Raw genomic sequence first — 23,383 nt, 5'->3', positions numbered from 1 at the left:
ATCGTGAGCGGAGCCACGGGCGCCGGATCGACCGGAACCTCTAGGGGGTCCTCCCCCGGCACGGAGGCGGACGGCGGCGGCCGTGGCTCTGCCGCGCGTGCAGCCGACGCGCGGGCGACGGACGGGCGTGCGGCCGACGCACGTGCGGCAGAACCGCACCCCACAGATACGCACACGACTCAACTCAAGGCGATCAAGCCGCCCGCGACCCCGTCGCGCTCGCCCGAGACTCGTGGATCCCAGGGGGGACCTGTGACGGACACCCAGCCGCCGGCCCAGCCGACGGCGCCCGCCGCACCGCCGCAGCCGCAGCCCGCGGTGCAGCCCCAGCCTTCGCCGTCTCCGCTGCCGGGGGAACGGCAGCCGCAGCAGCAGACCGGCCCGTACCACCCGCCGCAGGCCTACCCGACACAAGCCGGGCCGGCCGGTGCCGTACGCCGCCCGCGCACCGGTGCGCGCACCGCGCCGCGAACCCGCAAGGCACGTCTGCGGGTGGCCAAGGCCGACCCGTGGTCCGTCATGAAGGTCAGCTTCCTGCTCTCCATCGCACTCGGCATCTGCACGATCGTCGCGGCCGCCGTGCTGTGGATGGTCATGGACGCGATGGGCGTCTTCTCGACGGTCGGCGGGACGATCGCCGAGGCGACCGGCTCGAACGAGTCGAACGGCTTCGACCTCCAGGCGTTCCTCTCCCTGCCGAACGTCCTGATGTTCACGTCGATCATCGCGGTCATCGACGTCGTCCTCGCGACGGCGCTCGCGACCCTCGGCGCGTTCATCTACAACCTCTCCGCCGGCTTCGTCGGCGGCGTCGAGCTGACACTGGCCGAGGACGAGTAACGCTGTCCGAAACCTGCGGGGGCGGTCCTCGGGGAACCGATTTTGGGACTGCCCACGTCGTGCGCTAATCTTCAGGAGTCAGCGCGCGGGACACACTCCGCAGAGCGCGGCGGGGCTATAGCTCAGTTGGTTAGAGCGCATCCCTGATAAGGATGAGGCCACAGGTTCAAATCCTGTTAGCCCCACCAGCACGAAGACCCTCAACCGATCATGGTTGGGGGTTTTTGTCTTGGGGGGTTTCGAGCGCCGGCTTTTCGAAGTCCTCGGGTGCCTAGACTCGCCGGATGACCTTGGAATGGGAGCAGGTAATCGTTCACTCGGTGGATCCGGCGGCCCTGGGGCAGTGGTGGGCCGAGGCTCTTGGCTGGGTCGTGGTCCACTCTTCCGATGACGAGTTCGAGATCCGCCCGGGGCCGGACCGCCTGCCAGGGCTGGAGTTCGTCAGGATCGAGGAGAGCAGGAAGGCCAAAAGCCGGCTGCATCTCGACTTCAGGCCTGATGACCAGACCGCCGAGGTGGCTCGCCTTGAGGCTCATGGTGCCAAGCGGGTCGACATCGGCCAGGGTGACCAGTCGTGGGTGGTCATGGCCGACCCGGAAGGCAACGAGTTCTGTGTCCTGGGCCAACGGCGTCAGTGAGAACCCCTGGGCGGGTGCGGGGGCCGGCGAACACGGGTGCTGTGTCCATCGTGTGCGGTGACCTCCGGAGTACGTCCTCTTGCTTCCACCGGAGACGAAGACCTTCAGCCGGTTCCCGTGGGGGGCCTTCGGCGTTCGGGCGGGTGTCTCCGCGCGGTGGTGTGTACGACGTCGTCACATCTTCAGCGCTTCTTCGCTGCGTCTTCGGTGCCACTTCAATGCGTTCCTGCCGCGTCTTCGGTGCGTTTTCGGTGCGTCGTTGATCCGTCGTTGATCCGTCTTCGATTCGGCTTCGGTGCTTCTGGGGCGGGGCGGTGGCGTCAGGCGCGGTCCGCGCAGGCCGGTTCGGGTGTGCCCGCTTCCGCTTCCGTGTCCGTGTCCGTGCTCGGGTCCGCGGCCGCGTCCGTGTCGGCGAGGGAACGGGGGCGGCAGCTGGGGGTCTTTCCGTGGGCCTCTGCCCGGATCCGCTGCTTCATCGTGGGGGGCAGGGACCTGACGTAGGACCAGAGTCCGTGGGACGTCGCCGGGAGTTCCGGGTGCGCGGCGGCGCTGTTGCGGGCCGGCTGGGTCTGCGGTACGGCAGCGGCGGCGGTCGTCGTGATGAGGCCGAGCGCCGTGAACAGCGCGAGGACGGCGGTGATGACGACGGTCCACAGCTTCATGACCTTGTTCTGGGCCATGGTCCCTCACTTTCGGGTCGGTTCGATTTGCGTACTTTCCTCATGATGTGTATGAGCGTCGCGAAATCACGTACCCGAGCCTGTGGCGCGTCGATCTTCAGATGAACACCACACGAATGGGTGCATAAAGGGCGAAAAAGAGGAGAAGCGGTGCGATAGGGGGTGAAGTGACCGTCTGTAGAGGTGTGATCACCCTCTGATCGGAGGTCCCTGTTCCGCTTCTACTGGGCCGTTCCCGAAGGGAGTTGAGGCCCAGGACGCAGGTCACCGATCGGTATCGGTCGGTGTGTATAGTCGGGCGGCAGAGGTCCCCTACGTCAAGGAAAGACGAGGTAGCGCGGTGAAGAAGCTGCTCCTGGTCGCACTGGCCGCCATCGGCGGGCTCCTCGTGTACCGCCAGATCCAGGCGGATCGCGCCGAGCAGGATCTGTGGACGGAGGCGACTGACTCCGTGCCCACGGGTTCGTGAGTACCGACATCCGATTCTGAACAGACCCCGGCCGTTGTTGCGGTCGGGGTTTTGTGTTGCCCGAGGCCGGTTCGGCAGCGGGACGGCGGTGACCGGGGGTTTCGGACGGGCGTACGGATTGCGAGGGTGGGCGGCGGCCGGGCGGGGCAGGATGGGCCACGGCCGCCCGGCCGCACGGGCGGTCGTGGCCCATCGATGACGGTCGTGGGAGTTCGGGCGCGGACACGGAGGGGCGGCGGGATGGGGCGGCGTACGGCGTGGTGGCGGGGGACCGTCGTGGGGGTCGTGCTGGGCGCGGTGGCGGGTGCGCCTGGGTCTCCTGGCTTTGCCGCCTCGTTCTCGCCTTCCACCTCCCCCTCCGCTTCCATTTCCACCTCTCCCTCTCCCTCTCCTTCTTCCTCCGCTACGGGTGCTTCGTACGCCTTTGCCGAAGACGCCCCGTCGGTCACCGGAGCGTCGGACACGGCGGACGCCGAGCGTCTCGAACCCGGCACGACGTACCGGAGTTCGCTGCCGAGCGACGGCAAGGTCTACTACCGCCTCGTACTCGACGGCACGTCCACCGTGTACGTCGCCGCGACGGCCGTACCCCCGACGGACGCCGCGGTCACCCCCACGGAAGGTGTCAGGGTGTCCGTGCAGGACGCCGACGGCCGTCCCTGCTCCGCGCCGGACACCGCCAGCATCGGCGCCGGCCGCAGCCCGCGTCCGCTCACCGTCTGGGGGGCGCGTCAGCTCCCGTCGAGCCGGTCACTGTGCCAGGGCGCCGGTACGTACTACGTCGTCGTCGAGCGCGTGCTGCGCACAGAGTCCACACCGGGAGACTGGGACCTGGAACTCGCGCCGGTGCTGGAACCGCGGCTACGGGAGACCGGTTCGACCAGCGCGCCCGAGGCCTGGGACTCGGCCACGCCCTCGCCTCCGGGCGGTGAGGCCGTGCGGCTGCGGGGCGGCGGGGGCTTCGGCTCGGCGACCGCGCTGGAACAAGGGGCCTGGCGCGACGACGTACGGCCCGGACAGACGCTGTTCTACGAGGTGCCGGTCGACTGGGGACAGCAGGTGTACGCGACCGCCGACCTGAGCAGTGCGAGCAGTGGTGGGTCCGGTGGGGTGGGTGGGGGCTTTGTGCCGGGGGGCGTGAATCTGGCGCTGTACAACCCCGTGCGCGGACTCGTGGACGACACGAGCATCAGTTACAACGGCAGCCAGAAGTCGGGTGCGCTGGCTGCCCTGCCGCCGGTCGGGTACGACAACCGCTACTCCGTTTCCGACCGGGTGGGCGGGATGCGGTTCGCCGGGTCCTATTACCTCGTCGTGCATCTCGCCGCGCGGGTGGGCGAGGAGTTCGGGGACAGGCCGGTCGGGCTGACGCTGCGTGTGCGGGTGAAGGGGGCGGCGACGGCCGGGCCCGGTTACGCGGGGCAGTCCGAGCCTTCGGGGATCTTCCAGGTGGGGCTTCTTGGACGGGGATCGGGGGCGGCCGGGGACGCGGGTTCGAGCGACGGTGACGGTGGTGAGGCGGGTGGCGGTGATGCCGGCATGAAGCTGGTGGCCGTCGGGGGGATCGGGGCGGGAACCGTGGTGTTGGTGGTTCTCGGGGTGTGGGTTGCGGTGGGGCGGCGGAGGGCTGCCGGAGTGTAGGGCGTGGGGGTTCGGGGGTCCGGGGCCGGGGTCCGGCTTGGGAGCCTTTGGGTTGTGCTGTCGGGCGTCGGGGATTCAAGGCTCCGGGGATGTATGTGCGGGGTGCGGGCCCTCGGCGACCGCACGGTTCGGTTCTGGGGCCTGGGACAACCGGGTTGTCGGACCTCGGAGTTGACCGGATTGAGTGCGGCTGTCTTGCCGCCGGCCCGGGGCAGTGCATGGGGTATTCGGGATGCGGGGGAGTCAGGACCTCGGCGGAGTCGTCCTGCAGTGTCTGAATGGCGGCCTGTACGGATGGCGGTCTGTACAGGCGCCAGCTCCTCAGATCTGGGTGAGCGCCCAAAATCCCACGGCGTAGCAGGCCAGGGCCAGGAGCAGGAGGGGGATCGCCACCTTTGCGGGTGGGCCGCTGCGGCGCGCTCGCGAAAGTGACCGGGTGGGAGGTGGAACCTGCGGGCTCTGAGCGGTGTACGAAGCAGTAGAGGTATCACCGTGGAGCTGGTGCCGGACCGGTGTCGGAGCCTGCGTGGGGAAGCGTGGGGCGTGGAGTTGGGGGGAGGGCAGGACGTGAGTGGGGGGTGTGGGGTCGTAGGGGGAGACGTAGCCGGAGTGAGCCGGGGGCGCAGGTCGGCGTGGTGGTGCTGGGGCCTGTGGGTGGGGGTGGCGCGGCTGTGCCTGGTGTTCCGGTGGAGTGGAAGGCTGGGAGCCGGAGTCCGTGGGCCGGGGTGGCGACAGATGGAAGCTTCCGGTGTCCGACACCGAGGGTGGCGCGGTGGGGTCGGGCCAGGGGGTTCCGCGGCCCGTGGTGGGAGAGGACGTGTCGGTGCCGGCGTTCGGGTGGGCAGTTGGGGCGTCGGTACCCGGGGAGGGCGGGGGGCCGGACTCGCGGGGCCAGGACGTCGGATTGCCCTGTTCGGACCATGGCGCCGGGTTCGATTCCCTGGGCCAGGACGGCGAATTCGCCTCAGCGGGCCAGGGCGGTGCGTTTCCCTCCCCGGCGCGTTGCGGGACCTCACTGCCCTCGACGGGCCAGGCCGCGCCGCTGCCTTGTCCGGGCCAGGACGGCTCGTTTCCCTCGCCGGGCCAGGAGACCGCTCCGTATGCCTCCCCGGGCCAGGCCACAGGCCTGCTCGGCTCACCAGGTGGATAGGCAGGTCCGCTCGGCCCAGCGTGTCCGTAGGCAGCTCCGTCTGCCCCACCTCGCTGGTAAGGCGTCTCACTTGCCTCGCGGCGCTGGGAAGGTGTTCCACCTACCTCGCTGTGCCAGGAGGGCGCCCCGCCTGGCACCTCGGGGTGGGAGGACCGTCCGCTTCCTTCGCCGGACCAGTTGGTCGCTCCCCTGGCCGCCCGGGGCTGGGATGGGGCGTGGCTTGCTTGGCCGGGTTGGGATCTCGGCCCGTTTCCTTCTTGGGGCCAGGGGGGTGTCCCGGTCGCTTCTCCGGGTGGGGTGGGGGTGGGTCCCTTTCCTTCGCCGGGCCCGAGGGAGGTTCCGCCCGTTTGGCGGGGTTGGGATCCCGGCCCGTTTCCTTCCCCGGACCAGGAGGGAGCCCGGCTCGCGTCTCCGGGCTGGAAGGCGCCCGGTCCATTCCCGTCGCCGTACCGGAAGGAATCCTCGCCCGCTTCACCAGGACGGGGCCCTGCCCCGTGCCCCTCACCGAACCAGGAGGATGCGCCACCCGCCCCATCTGGCCGGGAAGCCCCGCCGTTGCCCCAGCCAGGCCACGAAGCTCTCTCGCCAGCCTCGCCAGCACCGGGCGCAGCACCGGCACCGAGTCCATCACCAGCAGGCCCCGCACCGGCACCCGATTCAGCACCGGCACCAGATCCAGTAGCAGCACCACCGCCGGCCCCAACACCACCACCGGCTCCAGCACCGGAACCCGCACCCGCATCACCGCCTGCCCCACCGGCACCAGCACTAGCACCCGCCCCAGCACCAACCCCGTCGCCGGCCCCCCGCCAGAACCCCGGCCCATCCCCTCTGCCGTCGGCAAACGCTCCCGCGTTGCCTCCGCCGTTCACGAAAGGAGCCCCGCTCCCCCCGCCGCTCTCAAAGGAACCCCCGCGTCCGTCACCTGTCCCGGAGCGCACGCCAGGTGCCCGCTTGAGCGGTCCCTCCGGACCGAACCCGGGGGGCAAAGGGCCGAGTTGGTCGAAGATTTCGATGGACTCGTCGTCGGGGCCGGGATCCGGGAGGAGTTCCCTGGCGGCGGCGAGCGCTTTGCGGGCGCCCGTGGCGGTGCGGAAGCGGGCCTGGGGATCCGGCTGAAGGAGGGAGGCCACGACCTGCCAGAGCGGGTCGGGAACGCTCTGAGGGGCGCCGGGCGTGCCATGGGCTGCGAAGTGCTCAATGAGTGCCCTGGCGTCGGGCTTGGCGCCCTCCAGGAGGTACAACGCGACCAGGCCGACGGCGAACAGGTCGGCGGGGAAGTCCGGTTCCGCGCCCATCATCTGCTCGGGGGCGAGATAACCGGGGGTGCCCACGACGAGGTTGGTCTCGGTCAGGCGGGGTTCGCCCAGCCGCATGGCGATGCCGAAGTCGGACAGCCGCAGCCGCGGGCGGGCGGTACCAGTGGCTTCGAGCAGGATGTTGGCCGGCTTGATGTCACGGTGCACGACACCTTCCGCGTGCACCGCGGCCAGCCCCGCGAGGAGTTGGTCGAGCAGGGTGCAGACGAACACGGGCGGCAGGGGACCGTAGTCCCCGACCAGATGAACCAGCGAGCCGCCGGCGACCAGGTCCATGGTGAACAGGACCTTGTCGTCGTCGGCGGCCCAGCTGGCCGGCGCGAGGACATGGGGGTGGTCGATCCGCAGAGCCTGTTCACGGACGAAGCGCAGCAGGGAGTGGGCGTCGCTCTGCAGCAGGACCTTGGCCGCCACATACCGTCGACGCCGGTGGTCCCAGGCACGCCAGACGGCGCCGACACCGCCGCGTCCGATCGGATCGGCCAGTTCGTACCGGCCGGCGAACACCTCACCCATGACTGCGCGTCGCTCCTCCCCCTGCGGTTACCCCCGTTGCTTCCCCCTCGATGAGCGATACGACCCCTCGTGGCCTCCCGGATGAGAGATACGGCCCCGTGTTCCTCGTCTCCTCGGCGGCCGGCACACCCCCGTGTGTCACCCGCCGGTGAGGAGCGCGACCCCCTCGCGCTCCTCCGTTGCACCCGCACGGCCCCCGACCCGGCTGCCGAACCCCCTTCGGCGACCGGACGGACGGCTCAGTTCTGGTGCGACTGATAGTGCGTGACCGCGTCGGAGGTGCGGCCGGCGCCGTACACCCGCAGGAACTCTGCCAGTTCCGGGTGGGTCGGGGCGAGAGTGTCGGCCGCGTCGATGATGTCTCCGGCGGCCGCCACCGAGCGCAGCAGCGACTGGATCTCGCGGACGACCCGCTTGACCGTCGGCGCACCCGAACTGCTGGTCGTGGTCGTGGTGTTGCTGAGCACCGAGCCCCCCTGCGACTTCTTGATCTCGTCCATGCGCTCGGTCGCCTCGGCCGCGCTCACGCTGCCGTCCGCGACCTGCCCCGCCAGGTCCTGCAGCAACTGCACCCGCTGGACCACGGCGGGATTGCCGATCTTCGCCCGCTGACCGCTCATCAGCTGCGACAGCATCGGAGCCGAAAGTCCCAGCACCCCCGCGAGACGAGCCTGGTTGAGGCCGAGGTCGTCTATGAGCTTACGAAAGAGCGCCCCCAGCGGCTCCCCGTACCAGTTCCGCTGCAGTTCCCGCGCTCTCGCGGTCGCTTCCTGCTGTGCGGCGTCCATGTGCGTCTCCCCATCGCTTCCCCAAAAAACCGTGGTTCGCGACAGCGAACCACGGTTGAGCATCTTACGGAGAGTGGTCGTTCGCGGGGACCCCCAATCTTTTTGCGGAATACCGGGGGTGACCCGGTACTCTGGTCTGCGGCGCCCACCGGCAAGTGGTTCTTCCGGCGGACGTTCCTCTTCCCGGGGCCTTAGCTCAGTTGGTAGAGCGCTGTCTTTGCATGGCAGATGTCAGGGGTTCGACTCCCCTAGGCTCCACTCCAAAATCCCCTCCGACCTGCGAATACGCGGGCGGAGGGGATTTTCGTGCAGGCCGCACCGATGACCCGACGCTGACGACAGGATCACCACCCGCCCGCAGGCCACCTGGCTGACCGGAGCGAAGCCCCAGCCCCGCGGTGCGCGTCCTCATCGGCCGGACTGCCGGTGCAGGCGCCCCCCCCGACCGGCCGGTGCCGACCTACCCACCTACCTCATCAGCGAGCGGTACACCGCGGACGACCTCGGATGGGCCCGGCAACCCCACACACCGTGCGGGCAGTAATCGGTGATGGCCTGGTACAGGGGGCGCTGCCTAGCGAACCAGGTGAGCATGCCGCGCATGTACGCCGGGTCGTCACCGTTCTCGTACAGGCCCCACTCCTGGTACGAGAAGGGTTTGCCGTGGGCGCGGGCGAAGCGGACCTGGGCGCGCAGGCCGTACGGCTCGCTCACCTGGTCGGTGAAGCGCAGGCCGCGCGGGGCGTCGTAGGCGTCCATGCCGATGATGTCGACCACCCCGTCCCCCGGATAGCAACGCGGCCACGGGATCGCGTCGCGGCCGCGGTTGGGCGTGAACTCGAAGCGCAGGCGCTGACTGGGCACCGAGCGCATCGCGCGCACGATCCTCGTCCAGTACCTCCTCCACGCGGCCGGATCCGGGCCGCAGCGGTGGGTGTAGGTGGTGCCGTTCATTTCCCAGCCCAGGACGACGATCGTGTCCGGGACGCCCAGAGCCGTCAGCCGCCGGGCCAGCGCACGGAAATGGCCGTCGTAGTCGCCGTTCGAACCCCGCCGAAGCTCTTCACGGACCGCGCTGTCGGGAAGGTGGGCCTCCGTACGCTCCAGCAGCGGCACGTTCAGGACGAACATCCGCCGCCGATCAGCCCGCCGCCACGCCGCCCAAGACTCCAGGTAACCCGGCGCTCCCTCGATGTTGCTCCACCGGTCGCCGGGCAGATACACATGCCCGACCCGGGGCGCGCGCCCGCCGACCCAGGCGCCGAGTGCGCGCACACGCCCCACGTCGGCGGCCTCGTAGCCGACGTACGCGCCATACGCGGAAACCGCCGCAGGCCCGGGGACACGGGCAGTACAGGCCGAGGCCAGGAGCAGCAGTACGGCGACGAGGGCGAGCGGCCCGCGGCACGAGGGCTTCATCAGGGCGACGGTCCATCCGGTACGGAGACATGTCCCCGCGACTGTGACGCACCCGAGCCCCGCCGCACCGGTCCGACCACACCGGCGGGTGAACACGACGGTGGGGCGGAGAAGCTCCGCCCCACCCCTGGTACACGCCGGTATCGGCGTCAGCGCCCTTCGTCGTGCTTCGCGGCGTCCTCCTCGGCCTCCTTCGCCTGGACCTCGGGGTCCAGGGCGGACTGACCGCTGCCGTCCACGGACGTCAGCCGGCCCGTCTCGGGTACCTCGGTCGCGGCGGGCGGCTCGACCAGCCAGTCAGGATTGGCCTGCTTGTCCCACCACTTCCAGGCAGCGAAGGCACCGCCCGCCACAAGGCCCGCGACCGCCAGCGCCTTGGCGAGCCGACCTGCGCGGGCCCGCCGCTCGTGCTTGCGGATCAGCTTCTGGACCTCCTTGGGCGTGACCTGGCCACGCAGCGCGGCCAGTGCGGCCGCACTCCGGGCCGTGGCCTCGTCACGGACCGGACCGGCCGCGGCGACGGCCTGCTCGATCCTCGGGCGGGAATAGTCGGCGGCCTGCCGAGCTGCCTTGCGGGTGCGTACGGCGGCCTCGTGGGCAGCCTGATCGACCTTCGGCGGAACATGCGTACGGGCCTGCTCCAGGCGCGGCGCGACATAGGCGCCGTACTGGACACGCGCCTGCTCGGCGGCCAGGGACACCTTAGGCGCGAGCCGTACGCGTGCCTCCGTCGCGTAGTGCGAGGCCTTGTCCTTGGCCGTGTCGGCGTAGGGCGCCACCACTTCCGCGGCGTGCAGCACGCTGTCCTTCGCCGAGCCGGTCGCGGCGCGCACGCTTTCGATGCGGGTCACGGGATCCTCCTCCTCGGTGGCGTACGGTAATTCGACTTTCCACCCTTTTACGGATCATGCCTGCCGGAGCGCAGCCCGGCACCTGAGGGCGGGCATCCGGATCAATAACGGATGAATACGTGGCAACAGGAGCTTGTCGACGACAATGCCACGGATCGCCGCCCCGCGCCCCCGTCCGGACCCTCCTCGGCCGGATCCGTGCGAGGATCGGACGGGCACAAGAAGACAACGGAAGGCAGATCGTGGCCGAGCAGCTTTACGCCACCCTGAAGACCAACCACGGCGACATCGAAGTCCGGCTCCTGCCGAACCACGCCCCGAAGACGGTCAGGAACTTCGTCGAACTCGCCCAGGGCGAGCGCGAGTGGACCCACCCGGGCACCGGTGAGAAGTCCACCAAGAGGCTCTACGACGGCACGATCTTCCACCGCGTCATCAGCGGCTTCATGATCCAGGGCGGGGACCCCCTGGGCACCGGCATCGGCGGCCCGGGCTACGAGTTCGAGGACGAGTTCCACCCCGACCTCGGCTTCAACAAGCCCTACCTGCTCGCCATGGCCAACGCCGGCCCCGGCACCAACGGCTCGCAGTTCTTCATCACCGTCTCCCCGACGGCCTGGCTGAACCGCAAGCACACCATCTTCGGCGAGGTCACCGACCCGGCCAGCCAGAAGGTCGTCGACGCCATCGCCGGCGTCAAGACCACCCGCCCCAACGACCGCCCGGTGAACGACATCGTCATCGAGCAGGTCGTCGTGGAGACGCGCCAGGGCTGAGCCCCGGACAGCCACCGCACAGGGAACCAAACGCCCCGCTCAACCGTAAGGATGAGCGGGGCAGTGCATGGGGGCACGACGACTCAGGGCGACTTAGGGGATGGCATGAATCAGGAGGCGGGCAGCACACCGGAGGCCCAGAACCTGCCTGGCTGCTACCGGCACCCGGACCGGGAGACCGGCATCCGCTGCACCCGCTGCGAGCGCCCGATCTGCCCCGAGTGCATGGTCAGCGCCTCCGTCGGCTTCCAGTGCCCCGAGTGCGTACGCGACGGCGGCGGCAGCGGACCGGCTCCGGCCACGGCGCGGCCCCGCACCATCGCCGGCGGTGCCGTCACGGCCGACCCCCGGCTGTTCACCAAGATCCTCATCGGGATCAACGTCGCGGTTTTCATCGCCATCCGGGCCAACGCGTCCCTGGCGGCGGACCTCAGCCTCGTCGCTGCCTGGCCGCCGGCGCCTTTCACGCCCACCGAGGGCGTCGCGGACGGTCAGTACTACCGCCTGGTGACCTCGATGTTCGCGCACCAGGAGATCTGGCACATCGGCTTCAACATGCTGAGCCTGTGGTGGCTCGGCGGCCCCCTCGAAGCCGCCCTGGGCCGGGCTCGTTATCTCGCGGTCTACTTCGTCTCCGGTCTCGCCGGCAGTGCCCTGGCCTACCTGCTGGCCGATCCCGTCACCCAGACACTCGGCGCCTCCGGTGCCATCTTCGGCCTCTTCGGCGCGACCGCCGTCCTCATGCGGCGGCTCAACTACGACCTGCGGCCGATCATCGCGCTCCTGGTGATCAACCTGATCTTCACCTTCGGCTGGAGCAGCATCTCCTGGCAGGCCCACATCGGAGGCCTCGTCGCCGGTCTCATCACGGGCTACGGCATGGTCCACGCCCCGCGTGAGCGGCGGGCGCTCGTGCAGTACGGGACCTGTGCGCTGGTTCTGCTGGTCATCGTCGTCATGATCGTGGTCAGAACCGCCCAGCTGACCTGAAAAGGACCGCGCGACCCCTCTGAGCGGCCGTTGTCCACAGAGAGTCCCGGATCTTGTGCATACAGTGCGGGAACAGCTGTGCCCCCTGCTGCTGACCCGTGTTTGCGCAGGTCAGGCAGGGGGCGAACAGGCTTGCGATGCTGGTGCGATGGTCGTACCGGCGTCAACGTCCGATGGGTTATCCACAGATCGTCGTCTTTTCCCCAGCCTCGTTGTGGAAATCGCTCAGGCTGTGGATAACTCTGCGGATACCCCTGGGGAGAGCTACTTCCACTGGGTGGAGACGCTGAATCCGGCGGCGATGAAACCGAAGCCCACCACGATGTTCCAGTTGTCCAGAGCATCGATGGGCAGCGAGCCGTCCGTCACATAGAAGATGACGATCCAGGCGAGCCCGATGAGGAACATGGCCAGCATCACAGGGGCGACCCAGGCGCGGCTGTTGAGCTTGATGGCGGTCGCCTGCTTCGCCGGGGGCGGCGTGTAGTCGGCCTTCTTGCGGATACGTGACTTCGGCACGAGGGTCTCTCCTGTCGATGCGCTGCGTGGCCGCGCAGGTAACTGGTCGGGCTCGGGGCAGCGTACAAGGGGACGCTGAGCGCTCCCCCGGGCGTCCGTTAGCGTAGTGCTTCCGTAGCGCCGAAGGAGATAAGGGTACGTTGAGCAATTCTGCCGACTCTCCCCCGTCCGGATCCAGTCCTGTCCGCAGGCGGGGTTTCCGGCCGGTGCGGGTGCTCACGGTGGGTGTCTTCGCTCTCGCCGGACTCATTTTCTTCACGAGTTTCAACACGGCCAAGGGCACCGACATCCGCACGGACGCCTCCATGCTGAAGCTCTCGGACCTCATCCAGGAGCGCAGCCGCAACAACGGCGAGCTCGACGAGTCGAACGGCTCGCTGCGCCGGGACGTCGAGTCGCTAGCCGAGCGCGACGACGGCAGCACCAAGGCCGAGGACGAAAAGCTCGCGGCACTGGAGGACCGGGCGGGCACCCAGAAAATCAAGGGAAAGGCGGTCACGGTCACGCTCGACGACGCCCCGCCGAACGCCACCGCCAAGCTGCCCGGCTACCCCGAGCCGCAGCCCGACTACCTGGTCATCCACCAGCAGGACCTGCAGGCCGTGGTCAACGCCCTGTGGAAGGGCGGCGCCCAGGGCATCAAGATCATGGACCAGCGGCTGATCTCCACCAGTGCCGTGCGCTGTGTCGGCAACACCCTGATCCTCCAGGGCCGCGTCTATTCGCCGCCGTACAAGATCCAGGCGGTCGGTGACCCCGGCAGGCTGAAGCAGGCGCTCGCGGACTCCAAGGCGATCCAGAACTACATGGTCTACGTCAACGTCTACGGTCTCGGCTGGAATGTCGCCGATGACGGCACGGTGACTCTTCCCGGTTACTCGGGCACAGTGGATCTGCAGTACGCCAAGCCCGTGGAGTGAGCACGGTGTGAGCCTCTGGAGCCGCCGGTGCGTGTCGTCGTCCGGACCGTCAGCGAGCTGTGCATCACCGCCGGCGCCCTGATCGTGTTGTTCGTCGCCTATGTGTTGTTCTGGACCGGTGTGAAGGCCGACTCCGTCATGGACGACCAGATCGACCAGTTACAGAACCAGTGGTCGCAGGGGAGCGTGCGGCAGCCCGGGGTGACGGCCGGGGCGACGGCCGGTGCGTCCGCCTCTTCCTCCCCGTCTGCCGCGGCGTCGGTGCCGTACCGCGGCGGGAAGCCCTTCGCGATCATGTACATCCCTCGGCTCGGTTTCACGTGGAACAAGCCCGTGCTCGAAGACACCGAGGTCGGCACCCTGAAGAAGGGCCTCGGGCACTACGCGAACACCGCGCGGCTCGGGCAGCAGGGCAACTTCTCGGTCGCCGGGCACCGGCGCACCTACGGCGATCCCTTCAAGGACTTTCCGCGGCTGCGGCGTGGTGACGCGGTGGTCCTGACCGACGGAACGACCTGGTTCACGTATCGGATCGACAAAGGCCCTTACAAAACCGTGCCCGCCGACATTGAGGTGATCGATCCTGTGCCACGTAAATCCGGGTACACGCGGCCTGGCCGCTATCTCACGCTGACCACGTGCGATCCGGAGTGGGGACACAGCCACCGGCTGATCGTCTGGGCACACCTGGACTCCACACAGCCTGTGGAGGACGGCGAGCCTGTTGCCCTGCGCCGTTAGTCTGGTGCGGTACGGCGTGTGTGTGGTGCCGTGGTGCGACGGAAGGGACGGCATGTACGGCTGGATCTGGCGGCATCTGCCGGGGAACGCATGGGCGAAGGCATTCCTGTCACTCATGCTGGTCGTTGCTGTGGTGTACGTCCTGTTCCAGTACGTGTTCCCGTGGGCCGAACCGCTGCTGCCCTTCAACGATGTGACGGTGGACAACCAGTGAGCGCGCGCATTCTCGTCGTCGACAACTACGACAGCTTCGTCTTCAACCTGGTCCAGTACCTGTACCAGCTGGGTGCGGAGTGCGAGGTGTTGCGCAACGACGAGGTGTCGACGGCGCACGCCCAGGACGGCTTCGACGGCGTCCTGCTCTCGCCCGGTCCCGGCACGCCGGAGGAGGCCGGGGTCTGCATCGAGATGGTGCGCCACTGCGCCGCGACCGGGGTGCCCGTCTTCGGTGTCTGCCTCGGCATGCAGTCGATGCAGGTGGCGTACGGCGGTGTCGTGGACCGTGCTCCCGAGCTGCTGCACGGCAAGACGTCGCTGGTCGAGCATGAGGGCCGCGGGGTCTTCGCCGGGCTGCCCACTCCCTTCACGGCGACCCGGTACCACTCGCTGGCCGCCGAGCCGGCGACGGTCCCGGCCGAACTGGAGGTCACCGCGCGGACGCACGACGGGATCGTCATGGGGCTCAGGCACCGTGAACACCCGGTCGAGGGTGTGCAGTTCCACCCCGAGTCGGTGCTTACGGAGCACGGCCATCTGATGCTGGCGAACTGGCTGGTGGAGTGCGGGGACCAGGGCGCGGTGGCGAGGTCGGCGGGGCTCGCCCCGGTGGTGGGCAGGGCCACGGCGTGACGGCCCTGCGCCCTGAGCGCGAGGACTTGTACGGCGACGCGTCGTACGAGTCCTACGGCGGCGATCCCTATGCCGGGGAGTCCTTGGGTGGTGCTTCGTACGCCGAGGAGCCCCGCGTGGAGGAGCCGTTCGTCGAGGAGCCGTACACCGAGGCGTCGTTGGGTGGGGCTTCGTTCGGCGGGGCGTCGGGCCCGTATGTGCCTCCGGCCGACGACGAGACGGTGGCGCTGCGGATCCCCGATCCGTCACCGCCCTCCATGTCCGCTTCTGCGGCCTCTTCCGTCACATCCGCCACTAGATCACCACAGGGTGGCCGTGCGGCCCGCAGAAAGGCCGCCAAGGGCCGTCACGGGCGTCATGGTGGCGTGGCCGCCCCCGAGTCGCCGTCGGAGCAGGAGTCGCCGGACGGCAAGCCGCTCTCGCGGATCGAGGCCCGCAAGGCGGCAAAGGCGCGCAAACCCGGCGCGGCCGTCGTCGCGAGCCGGGCGATCGGTGAGGTGTTCATCACCACCGGTGTGCTGATGCTGCTGTTCGTCAGCTACCAGTTGTGGTGGACCAACGTGCGGGCGCACGCGGCGGCGGACAAGGAGGCGAGCAGCCTCCAGAACGACTGGGCGAGCGGGAAGGGCGCCCCAGGTACCTTCGAGCCGGGCCAGGGTTTCGCTCTGCTGCACATCCCCAAGCTGGACGTGGTGGTGCCGATAGCCGAGGGCGTCAGCAACAAGAAGGTCCTCGACAAGGGCATGGTCGGGCACTACAGCGAGGGCGCGTTGAAGACGGCGATGCCCGACGCCAAGACCGGCAACTTCGCGCTGGCCGGGCACCGCAACACACATGGCGAGCCCTTCCGTTACATCAACAAGCTGTCCCCGGGTGACGCGATCGTCGTCGAGACGCAGGACGAGTACTTCGTCTACAAGATGACGTCGACGCTGCCGGTGACGTCTCCGAGCAACACGAGCGTGATCGACCCCGTCCCCAAGGGATCCGGTTTCACCACGGCCGGCCGCTACATCACCCTCACCACCTGCACGCCGGAGTTCACCAGCAAGTACCGGTTGATCGTCTGGGGCAAGATGGTCGAGGAACGGCCGCGCAGCAAGGGCAAGCCGGATGCGCTCGTCCAGTAAGGGCAGATGACTAGTGGCAGCGACCACCGATCAAGAGCAGAACACCCGGGCTTCCGCGCCGCGCCGCCGCGGCACCGGCCGGATCGCCATGGCGGTCAGCGTCTTCGGTGAACTCCTCATCACGGCGGGCCTGGTGCTCGGCCTGTTCGTCGTCTACTCGCTGTGGTGGACGAACGTCGTCGCCGACCGTGCGGCGGACAAACAGGCCGACAAGGTGCGCGACAGCTGGACCGAGCGGACCACCGGTGGTCCCGGTGCGCTGGACACCAAGAACGGCATCGGCTTCCTGCACGTCCCCGCGATGAAGAACGGCGAGGTCCTGGTCGAGAAGGGCACGTCGACGAAGATCCTCAACGACGGTGTGGCCGGCTACTACACCGACCCGGTCAAGGCCGTGCTTCCCACCAGCGGCAAGACGGGCAACTTCTCGCTCGCGGCCCACCGCGACGGCCACGGCGCGAAGTTCCACAACATCGACAAGGTCGAGAAGGGCGACCCGATCGTCTTCGAGACCAAGGACGAGTGGTTCGTCTACAAGGTCTTCGCCGTGCTTCCCGAGACCTCGAAGTACAACGTCAAGGTCCTCGGCCAGATCCCCCAGGAGTCCGGCAAGAAGAAGGCGGGTCACTACATCACGCTGACGACGTGCACGCCGGTGTACACGTCGCGGTACCGGTACGTGGTGTGGGGGGAGCTGGTCCGCACGGAGAAGGTGGACAGCGAGCGGACGCTGCCGAAGGAGCTGAGGTGACAGACCTCCTTTAAGGAGGTCTGTCACCTAGCATGGCGAAGGCCCGAAGCCGCAACTTGCTCTTGCGGCTTCGGGCCTCTTCGCGTCAGGCCGCGCCTACTCCAGGATTTCCAGCGGTTCCCCGGCGCTCCACTCCTCCAGCTGTCCACGGTGTACGACGGTGATCCCGGTCTCGGCGGCGATGCTCAGGGCCTCCGAGGTGAACGGGCAGGTGGCCACGAAGAGCGCCACCTCCGCGCTGTGGAGAACCTTGGCCGCCCCGACGAACTTCTGCATGTCGGGGCTGGTGATGTTGAGGTACGGCGCGAACCTCTTGCACTGGACGACGAGGCGTCGTCCGTCGGCCGTGAGCCCGATGACGTCGACGCCCCGGTCTCCCTGACTGCCCTGTACGACGACGTTGGTGCAGCCGTCCCGGCGCAGCAGCTTGGCGATGTGATGTTCGAACTTGCGGCCGTTCATGGCGTCCATGGCGGCCATGACCCCGACGGCGGGCCGGTCGTCTCGTACGCCTTCGAGTCGCTGCAGCCGGGTGTGGTGCTGGTGGAGGCGTCGCTCGATGCGCTGGACTCCTGCCCGCAGGGCGATCAGTTCCTTGCGGTGCTCGCCCGAGGTTTCGATCAGGGCGTTGAACATGGGTACGACGGTCTTGCCGAGGACGTGCGTGATGCGTTGGTCGATGCGGTCGTCGAGCGAGACGGTCTCCCTGTGGACTGAGTTGTCCACAGGTTGTGTACGCGCCAGGTACTCCATGTCGAGGAGATACACACGCACCTGACGTGCGACTTCGCTGTCGCGGAGCAGCATGGCGACGTTGAGGACGGCTCGGCGGGAGAAGAGGGCGAGGGAGGCGGTGCGTGACTGAATCCCACTGAGGTTCTTGAAGGACCTCAGTTGTTCACCGGTCAGCAGGTGATACCCGTTGGTCTCCAGTTCTGTCCGGTGGTCCTTGACCAGTGACTTGACGGCTTCGAGACCCACCCGAAGTACGACGCCACCATCGCCGTGGTCACATGCATCCCGTCCGGCAGCAGGGACAAGGCCTTGACCCTGTCGAGTACGTCCGTGCGTTCCAGCACGCTGTCGCGCAGGCTCTTCGATTCCAGCAGCGCCGTGTCGTTGATCATGTTCTGCCCCTCCGGCTGTGGTCGGGGCACGTTTCGACACGTCACCCCATCCGATCAACGACTTGTCGGATGGGAAGACACGACGGGCAGAGACGCGAAGAGCCGGACCCCGTGCAGGGTCCGGCTCTTCTTTCCGCGCTGGGTGCAGGCAGGGTCAGCCTCCGGGGCCTCCGAAGATGCCTCCGCCGTTGTTGCCGCCGTTGTTGTTGCCGCCGTTGCCGAAGCTCACGGTGGTCAGGTTGATCTGGGTCTGGCCCGGATCGTCGACCTCGTTGCCCGCGCCCGGGTCCTGTTGGAGCACGACCGCGGTGTCGCTCTGGTCGCTGCCGTTCGCGAACTGGATGTTCGTGAAGCCGGCGTTGTTCAGGATCTGCCGTGCTTGCGCGACCGTGCGGTTCCTGACGTCCGGGACCTGGGTCTTGTCCTTCGCCTTACCGATCTGGATGTTGACCGAGGAGTTCTTGGCGACCTGGGTGCCGGCTTGCGGTGTGGTCGAGATGACCTTGTTGATCTTGTTGGTGTCGTCGGTCTCCACCGTGGTGCAGTTGCCGACGAGGTTGTTCGCCTGCATCTGTGCCCTGGCCTCGTCACAGGACCGGTCGACGACGTCCGGGACCGTGGCCTTGTCCTCGGCCTTGGCGATGGTGAGGGTGACGGTGGAACCCTTCTCCACCTCCGCGCCCAGTTTCGGGTCCTGGTTCAGGACGGTGCCCGCCTCCTCGGTGGACACCTGCTGCTTGGTCTTGACGACGAACTGGTACTGGTCGTCCTCCAGCGTCTGCGTGGCCTTGTCGACCTTCAGGCCGAGGACACTGGGGACGGCCACCTTGGGTGCCCCGGTGGACACCACGATGCTGACGGTGGAGTTCTTGTCGACCTTGGTGCCGCCCGTCGGGTTCTGCTCGCAGATGTTGCCCTTGGCCGTGTTCTCACAGGCCTTCTGCGTGACCTCACCGAGCTTCAGGTCGACGTTGGCCAGCTGTTTCGCCGCGTCGTCCTTTGGCTGGTTGACGAGGTTCGGCACGGTGACCTGGTCGTTGCCCGCACCGCCGCCGCTGAAGATCCACTTGCCGATGAGGATCGCGCCGACGAGTACCAGGATGCCCGCCACCACCAGCAGGATCGTCGAGGTGTTCGACTTCTTCTGGCGGCGCCGGTCGGGGCGGTCGTCGTAGCCGTAGCCGCCGTCGTCCGGGTTCGTCGGCGGGAGCATGGTGGTGGCGCCGGCGTCGGAGCGCAGGGCCGTGGTTGGCTGGTCGTCCGGGTAGGCGCCGTAGCCGACCGAGCCCATCGCCGAGGTGGCCGCGACCGGCTGGCCGTCGAGGCAGGCCTCGATGTCGGCGCGCATCTCGTCGGCGGACTGATAGCGGTAGTTGGGGTCCTTGACCAGGGCCTTGAGGACGATGGCGTCCATCTCGGGCGTGATCTCGGGGTCGAAGACCGACGGGGGCTGCGCCTCCTCGCGTACGTGCTGGTAGGCGACGGCCACCGGGGAGTCGCCCACGAAGGGCGGCCGGACCGTCAGCAGCTCGTAGAGGAGGCAGCCGGTGGAGTAGAGGTCCGACCTCGCGTCGACCTGTTCGCCCTTGGCCTGCTCCGGGGAGAGGTACTGGGCGGTGCCGATGACCGCGGAGGTCTGCGTCATGGTCATGCCGGAGTCGCCCATGGCGCGGGCGATGCCGAAGTCCATGACCTTGACCTGGCCGTTGCGCGTGAGCATCACGTTGGCGGGCTTGATGTCCCGGTGGACGATGCCGCTGCGGTGGGAGTACTCCAGCGCCTGGAGGATCCCGATGGTCATCTCCAGGGAGCGCTCCGGCAGCAGCTTGCGGCCGCTGTGCAGGAGTTCGCGGAGCGTGGAGCCGTCGACGTACTCCATGACGATGTACGGGATCGAGACCCCGTCGATGTAGTCCTCGCCCGTGTCGTAGACCGCCACGATCGCGGGATGGTTGAGCGAGGCGGCCGACTGGGCCTCCCGGCGGAACCGGGCCTGGAAGGACGGGTCGCGCGCGAGGTCCGCGCGCAGCGTCTTCACCGCGACGGTGCGGCCGAGGCGCGTGTCCATGGCGAGGTAGACCTCCGCCATGCCACCACGGCCGAGCACCTGGCCCAGCTCGTACCGGCCGCCGAGGCGACGCGGCTCTTCCATAGCTTCCTACCAGCCCTCTCCGTCGGTCCCGACCGGCACGTGTGTGCCGTCGGAGGCTGCACTCCGGGCCTACCGTACCCGGCTAGCTTTGTGTGACCTGGCCAAGTGCGTCACCCGATACAGGACCGGTATCGCAACGTGCATCGATGTGGAGGTGACGTGAGCGGGGTCACTTCTTGGAGTTGATGACCGCCTCCATGACGCTCTTGGCGATGGGCGCCGCGAGGCCGCTGCCGGAGATGTTCTCGCGGACCGCTTTGTCGTCCTGGACGACCACGGCGACGGCGACCGGCGCGCTGTCGCCGACCTTGGCGTACGAGATGAACCAGGCGTAGGGGTTCTTGCTGTTGTTCTCGCCGTGCTGGGCGGTGCCGGTCTTGCCGCCGACGGTGACGCCGTCGATCTTGGCGGTGGTGCCGGTGCCCTTCTCGACGACCGTCTCCATCATCGACTGGAGGATCTGGGCGTTCTCCGGGGACAGCGGCTCGCTCAGCTTCTCCGGCTCGGTCTTCTCGAGGGTGTCCACGTTCGGGGCCTGGAGGGAGTCGACCATGTACGGCTTCATCAGGGTGCCGTTGTTGGCGACGGCCGAGGCGACCATGGCCATCTGGAGGGGGGTCGCGGCGGTGTTGTACTGGCCGATCGAGGACAGCGCGGTCTGCGACTTGTTCATGTCGTCGGAAAAGACCGACGCGCTGGAGCGGACCGGCGTGAACTGCTCCTCGGTGAAGCCGAACTTCTTGGCCTCTTCGAGCATCTTCGCGTTCTCGAGGTCGGAGCCGATCTTGCCGAAGACGGTGTTGCAGGAGTACTGGAGGGCGACCCGCATGGTGGCGTTCTTGCAGGGGATATTGCCCTCGTTCTTCAGCTGGGTCGTGGTCCCGGGCATGGTCCACGGCAGCGGGGAGTCGGTCTGCTCGTCGGCCGACTTGTACAGGCCGTTCTCGAGGGCGGCGGCCGCGGTGACGACCTTGAAGGTGGAGCCGGGCGGGTAGACCTCGCGCAGCGCCCGGTTGAGCGAGGGGTCGTCCGGGTTGTTCTTCTTGTCGATCTTCTTCCAGGCCTCGGCGTCGGAGTCGCTGCCACCGGCGATCGTGGAGGGGTCGTACGACGGGTAGGAGGCGAGCGCCAGGATCTTGCCGGTGGACGGCTCGATGGCGGCTACCGCGCCCTTGCCGCCCTGCTTCTTCAGTCCGTCGTAGGCCGCCTTCTGCGCGGCCGCGCTCAGGGTGGTGACGACGTTGCCGCCCTCCTTCGGCTTGCCGGTGAGCATGTCGAGGGTGTTGCGGAAGAAGAGCCGGTCGTCGGTGCCGGTGAGGATGCCGTCCTCGATGGACTCCAGCTGGGTGGCGCCGTAGGCCTGCGAGACGAAGCCGGTGACGGGCGCCCACATCGCGCCGTCCTTGTAGGTGCGCTTGTACTTGAAGTCGCCCGACGTGGTCTCGGCGTGCCCGGTGATGGCCTTGCCGTCGACGATGATGTCGCCGCGGGGCGTGGCGTACCGCGCGATGAGCACGCGGCGGTTGTCCGGGTCTTCCCTGAGGCTGTCGGCCTTGACGTACTGGAGCCAGTTGTCGCGGATGAGCAGGGCCAGGACCAGGAGGCCGCAGAAGATCGCGATCCGGCGCAGGGGCTTGTTCATGACGGGCGGACCACCTGGGTCATCTCGGCGTCGGGGCTGGGGGCGGGGGCGGGCGCGGGACGGCGGGCGGTGTCGCTGATTCTGATCAGGATGCCGATGAGGGCCCAGTTGGCGATGACGGAGGAGCCGCCGTAGGCCAGGAAGGGCATCGTCATACCGGTCAGCGGGATCAGGCCCATCACACCGCCGGCCACCACGAAGACCTGGAGCGCGAAGGCGCCGGACAGGCCGATGGCGAGCAGCTTGCCGAAGGGGTCGCGGGCGGCGAGGGCGGTGCGGACGCCGCGCTCCACGATCAGGCCGTAGATCAGCAGGATCGCCATGAGGCCGGCCAGGCCCAGTTCCTCGCCGAAGGTGGCGAGGATGAAGTCGGAGTTGGCGGCGAAGCGGATCAGCTCGGAGTGGCCCTGGCCCCAGCCGGTGCCGAGGGTGCCGCCGGAGCCGAAGGCCCACAGGGCTTGCATGGCCTGCTCGGAGTGGACGATGCCGTCGTTGCTGCCGTTGCGGCTGAGCAGGTACTCGTGCATCGGGTTGAGCCAGGCCTGGACACGGGTCTGGACGTGCGGCTCGAAGCTGGCCACGCCGACGGCACCGGCTGCGGACATCAGCAGACCGAAGACGATCCAGCTGGTCCGCTCGGTGGCGACGTACAGCATGATGATGAACATTCCGAAGAACAGCAGCGAGGTACCGAGGTCGGTCTCGAACACCAGGATGAGGATCGAGATCATCCAGACGACGATGATCGGGCCGAGGTCGCGGCCGCGCGGCAGGTACAGGCCCATGAAGCGGCGGCTGGCGAGGGCGAGCGCGTCCCGTTTGACCATGAGGTAGCCGGCGAAGAAGATCGCGAGGACGATCTTGGCGAACTCACCGGGCTGGATGGTGAAGCTGCCGACCTGGATCCAGATCTTGGCGCCGTAGGTGATGTTGGCGCCGAGGCCCGGGACCAGCGGGAGGAGCAGCAGGACCAGCGCGCCGACCATGGAGATGTAGGTGTAGCGCTGCAGGACCCGGTGGTCCTTGAGGAAGACCAGGACGACGGCGAACAGGGCGATGCCCATCGCCGTGTAGATCAGCTGGTTGGTGGCCTTGCCGCCGGCGACATGGATCTGCTGGAGCAGCTTGGACTGGTCGAGGCGCCAGATCGCGACGAGTCCGAGGCCGTTGAGCAGGGTGGCCAGCGGCAGCATCAGCGGGTCCGCGTACGGGGCGAACTTGCGTACGGCGAGGTGGGCGACGCCGGCCAGCAGGCCGAGGCCCAGGCCGTAGCTCAGCAGCCCGGTGGGGACCTGGTCGTCGATGGCCAGGCCCACGTTGGCGTAGGCGAAGACCGGGATGAGGACGGCGAACACCAGCAGCGCCAGCTCGGTGTTGCGGCGGCTCGGTGCGCCGATCGCGCCGATCGTGGACGTGTGGTGCGTCGACGTGTTCGAAGTACTGCTGCTCATCGTGTGACAGGGCCTCTCACGGCT

22 protein-coding genes, 2 tRNA genes and 1 pseudogene are annotated in these 23,383 nt (G+C 68.3%); 14 read left to right on the top strand and 11 right to left on the bottom strand.

Annotation, left to right across the window (positions count from 1 at the left end):
* Positions 1–3: 3 nt before the first annotated feature.
* The 3 genes from ABZT06_RS31930 (at position 4) to ABZT06_RS31920 (ending at position 1,478) form a co-directional block, all read left to right on the top strand.
* Complete coding sequence (locus tag ABZT06_RS31930) at positions 4–840, top strand: DUF3566 domain-containing protein (protein ID WP_355748683.1); 837 nt, start codon at positions 4–6, stop codon at positions 838–840.
* Positions 841–951: 111 nt separating this feature from the next.
* Positions 952–1,028: transfer RNA gene (locus ABZT06_RS31925), tRNA-Ile, on the top strand.
* 96 nt (positions 1,029–1,124) lie between these two features.
* The gene (locus tag ABZT06_RS31920; RefSeq protein WP_355748681.1) at positions 1,125–1,478 is read left to right on the top strand and encodes a VOC family protein; all 354 of its coding nucleotides are present in this window, start codon (positions 1,125–1,127) and stop codon (positions 1,476–1,478) included.
* A 320-nt stretch (positions 1,479–1,798) separates the two neighbouring features.
* Here the strand turns inward: ABZT06_RS31920 and ABZT06_RS31915 are convergent, their stop codons facing one another.
* On the bottom strand, positions 1,799–2,158 hold the full coding sequence (locus ABZT06_RS31915) for a DUF6344 domain-containing protein (RefSeq protein WP_355748678.1): 360 nt from the start codon (positions 2,156–2,158) through the stop codon (positions 1,799–1,801).
* A gap of 340 nt (positions 2,159–2,498) precedes the next feature.
* Between ABZT06_RS31915 and ABZT06_RS31910 the strand changes: the two genes are divergently transcribed.
* Together ABZT06_RS31910 and ABZT06_RS31905 are read left to right on the top strand one after the other, a co-directional pair.
* Positions 2,499–2,627, top strand: coding sequence for a DLW-39 family protein (locus ABZT06_RS31910; RefSeq protein ID WP_003999697.1), 129 nt, complete (start codon positions 2,499–2,501; stop codon positions 2,625–2,627).
* Between the two features lie 240 nt (positions 2,628–2,867).
* Positions 2,868–4,268 carry a hypothetical protein gene (locus ABZT06_RS31905; RefSeq protein WP_355748675.1) on the top strand — a complete coding sequence of 467 codons (1,401 nt, stop codon included), beginning with the start codon at positions 2,868–2,870 and terminating at the stop codon, positions 4,266–4,268.
* A gap of 2,088 nt (positions 4,269–6,356) precedes the next feature.
* On the opposite strand, the pseudogene ABZT06_RS31900 reads toward ABZT06_RS31905, so the two are convergent.
* Both ABZT06_RS31900 and ABZT06_RS31895 read right to left on the bottom strand, forming a co-directional pair.
* A pseudogene (locus ABZT06_RS31900) lies at positions 6,357–7,253 on the bottom strand (serine/threonine-protein kinase); the annotation flags it as partial.
* 239 nt (positions 7,254–7,492) lie between these two features.
* Positions 7,493–8,041, bottom strand: a complete 549-nt coding sequence (locus tag ABZT06_RS31895; RefSeq protein ID WP_031036313.1) for a DNA-binding protein — start codon at positions 8,039–8,041, stop codon at positions 7,493–7,495.
* A gap of 185 nt (positions 8,042–8,226) precedes the next feature.
* On the opposite strand from ABZT06_RS31895, the gene ABZT06_RS31890 reads away from it, so the two are divergent.
* Positions 8,227–8,299, top strand: a tRNA-Ala gene (locus ABZT06_RS31890).
* 210 nt (positions 8,300–8,509) lie between these two features.
* Here ABZT06_RS31890 and ABZT06_RS31885 read toward each other — a convergent pair.
* Together ABZT06_RS31885 and ABZT06_RS31880 are read right to left on the bottom strand one after the other, a co-directional pair.
* Positions 8,510–9,460 carry a hypothetical protein gene (locus tag ABZT06_RS31885; protein ID WP_355748670.1) on the bottom strand — a complete coding sequence of 317 codons (951 nt, stop codon included), beginning with the start codon at positions 9,458–9,460 and terminating at the stop codon, positions 8,510–8,512.
* Between the two features lie 149 nt (positions 9,461–9,609).
* A complete protein-coding gene (locus ABZT06_RS31880; protein ID WP_355748667.1) occupies positions 9,610–10,311 on the bottom strand; it encodes a DUF5324 family protein in 702 nt (233 codons plus the stop codon).
* Between the two features lie 242 nt (positions 10,312–10,553).
* On the opposite strand from ABZT06_RS31880, the gene ABZT06_RS31875 reads away from it, so the two are divergent.
* Positions 10,554–11,087, top strand: coding sequence for a peptidylprolyl isomerase (locus ABZT06_RS31875; RefSeq protein WP_355748664.1), 534 nt, complete (start codon positions 10,554–10,556; stop codon positions 11,085–11,087).
* 105 nt (positions 11,088–11,192) lie between these two features.
* Positions 11,193–12,077 carry a rhomboid family intramembrane serine protease gene (locus tag ABZT06_RS31870; RefSeq protein ID WP_355748661.1) on the top strand — a complete coding sequence of 295 codons (885 nt, stop codon included), beginning with the start codon at positions 11,193–11,195 and terminating at the stop codon, positions 12,075–12,077.
* A 264-nt stretch (positions 12,078–12,341) separates the two neighbouring features.
* Here the strand turns inward: ABZT06_RS31870 and crgA are convergent, their stop codons facing one another.
* Positions 12,342–12,596: a cell division protein CrgA gene (gene crgA / locus ABZT06_RS31865; RefSeq protein WP_355748658.1), complete on the bottom strand. Its 255-nt coding sequence runs from the start codon at positions 12,594–12,596 to the stop codon at positions 12,342–12,344.
* Positions 12,597–12,736: 140 nt separating this feature from the next.
* On the opposite strand from crgA, the gene ABZT06_RS31860 reads away from it, so the two are divergent.
* The 6 genes from ABZT06_RS31860 to ABZT06_RS31835 are packed head-to-tail and all read left to right on the top strand — an operon-like array spanning position 12,737 to position 16,987.
* Positions 12,737–13,516, top strand: a complete 780-nt coding sequence (locus tag ABZT06_RS31860) for a DUF881 domain-containing protein (RefSeq protein WP_355748655.1) — start codon at positions 12,737–12,739, stop codon at positions 13,514–13,516.
* Between the two features lie 27 nt (positions 13,517–13,543).
* Positions 13,544–14,257, top strand: a complete 714-nt coding sequence (locus ABZT06_RS31855; protein WP_355748652.1) for a class E sortase — start codon at positions 13,544–13,546, stop codon at positions 14,255–14,257.
* 52 nt (positions 14,258–14,309) lie between these two features.
* Positions 14,310–14,471 carry a hypothetical protein gene (locus tag ABZT06_RS31850; protein WP_355748649.1) on the top strand — a complete coding sequence of 54 codons (162 nt, stop codon included), beginning with the start codon at positions 14,310–14,312 and terminating at the stop codon, positions 14,469–14,471.
* Complete coding sequence (locus ABZT06_RS31845; protein ID WP_355748646.1) at positions 14,468–15,106, top strand: aminodeoxychorismate/anthranilate synthase component II; 639 nt, start codon at positions 14,468–14,470, stop codon at positions 15,104–15,106. The genes ABZT06_RS31850 and ABZT06_RS31845 overlap by 4 nt, the downstream gene beginning before the upstream one ends.
* Positions 15,103–16,236, top strand: a complete 1,134-nt coding sequence (locus ABZT06_RS31840; RefSeq protein ID WP_355748643.1) for a class E sortase — start codon at positions 15,103–15,105, stop codon at positions 16,234–16,236. The genes ABZT06_RS31845 and ABZT06_RS31840 overlap by 4 nt, the downstream gene beginning before the upstream one ends.
* Before the next feature lie 13 nt (positions 16,237–16,249).
* Entirely contained in the window at positions 16,250–16,987 is a 738-nt protein-coding gene (locus ABZT06_RS31835; protein ID WP_355748641.1) for a class E sortase, read from the top strand.
* Between the two features lie 96 nt (positions 16,988–17,083).
* Here ABZT06_RS31835 and ABZT06_RS31830 read toward each other — a convergent pair whose 3' ends face one another.
* The 5 genes from ABZT06_RS31830 to ABZT06_RS31810 form a co-directional block, all read right to left on the bottom strand.
* A complete protein-coding gene (locus tag ABZT06_RS31830; RefSeq protein ID WP_355748638.1) occupies positions 17,084–17,968 on the bottom strand; it encodes a restriction endonuclease in 885 nt (294 codons plus the stop codon).
* Complete coding sequence (locus ABZT06_RS31825; RefSeq protein WP_355748635.1) at positions 17,893–18,114, bottom strand: hypothetical protein; 222 nt, start codon at positions 18,112–18,114, stop codon at positions 17,893–17,895. The genes ABZT06_RS31830 and ABZT06_RS31825 overlap by 76 nt, the downstream gene beginning before the upstream one ends.
* Positions 18,115–18,268: 154 nt before the next feature.
* Complete coding sequence (gene pknB / locus ABZT06_RS31820; protein ID WP_355748632.1) at positions 18,269–20,266, bottom strand: Stk1 family PASTA domain-containing Ser/Thr kinase; 1,998 nt, start codon at positions 20,264–20,266, stop codon at positions 18,269–18,271.
* Between the two features lie 169 nt (positions 20,267–20,435).
* Entirely contained in the window at positions 20,436–21,908 is a 1,473-nt protein-coding gene (locus tag ABZT06_RS31815; protein ID WP_355748629.1) for a penicillin-binding protein 2, read from the bottom strand.
* Complete coding sequence (locus ABZT06_RS31810; RefSeq protein ID WP_355748625.1) at positions 21,905–23,359, bottom strand: FtsW/RodA/SpoVE family cell cycle protein; 1,455 nt, start codon at positions 23,357–23,359, stop codon at positions 21,905–21,907. The genes ABZT06_RS31815 and ABZT06_RS31810 overlap by 4 nt, the downstream gene beginning before the upstream one ends.
* Positions 23,360–23,383 lie beyond the last annotated feature (24 nt).

The sequence above is a fragment of the Streptomyces sp. NPDC005483 genome, from assembly GCF_040606035.1.
Classification (GTDB): domain Bacteria; phylum Actinomycetota; class Actinomycetes; order Streptomycetales; family Streptomycetaceae; genus Streptomyces.
This window is presented reverse-complemented; position numbering and strand designations above follow the sequence as displayed.

Coding starts and splice junctions, on each gene's coding strand:
- ABZT06_RS31850 (WP_355748649.1), top strand. CDS start 14,310: ATGTACGGCTGGATCTGGCGGCATCTGCCGGGGAACGCATGGGCGAAG.
- ABZT06_RS31815 (WP_355748629.1), bottom strand. CDS start 21,908: ATGAACAAGCCCCTGCGCCGGATCGCGATCTTCTGCGGCCTCCTGGTC.
- ABZT06_RS31885 (WP_355748670.1), bottom strand. CDS start 9,460: ATGAAGCCCTCGTGCCGCGGGCCGCTCGCCCTCGTCGCCGTACTGCTG.
- ABZT06_RS31810 (WP_355748625.1), bottom strand. CDS start 23,359: ATGAGCAGCAGTACTTCGAACACGTCGACGCACCACACGTCCACGATC.
- ABZT06_RS31920 (WP_355748681.1), top strand. CDS start 1,125: ATGACCTTGGAATGGGAGCAGGTAATCGTTCACTCGGTGGATCCGGCG.
- pknB (WP_355748632.1), bottom strand. CDS start 20,266: ATGGAAGAGCCGCGTCGCCTCGGCGGCCGGTACGAGCTGGGCCAGGTG.
- ABZT06_RS31905 (WP_355748675.1), top strand. CDS start 2,868: ATGGGGCGGCGTACGGCGTGGTGGCGGGGGACCGTCGTGGGGGTCGTG.
- ABZT06_RS31915 (WP_355748678.1), bottom strand. CDS start 2,158: ATGGCCCAGAACAAGGTCATGAAGCTGTGGACCGTCGTCATCACCGCC.
- ABZT06_RS31870 (WP_355748661.1), top strand. CDS start 11,193: ATGAATCAGGAGGCGGGCAGCACACCGGAGGCCCAGAACCTGCCTGGC.
- ABZT06_RS31825 (WP_355748635.1), bottom strand. CDS start 18,114: ATGATCAACGACACGGCGCTGCTGGAATCGAAGAGCCTGCGCGACAGC.
- ABZT06_RS31895 (WP_031036313.1), bottom strand. CDS start 8,041: ATGGACGCCGCACAGCAGGAAGCGACCGCGAGAGCGCGGGAACTGCAG.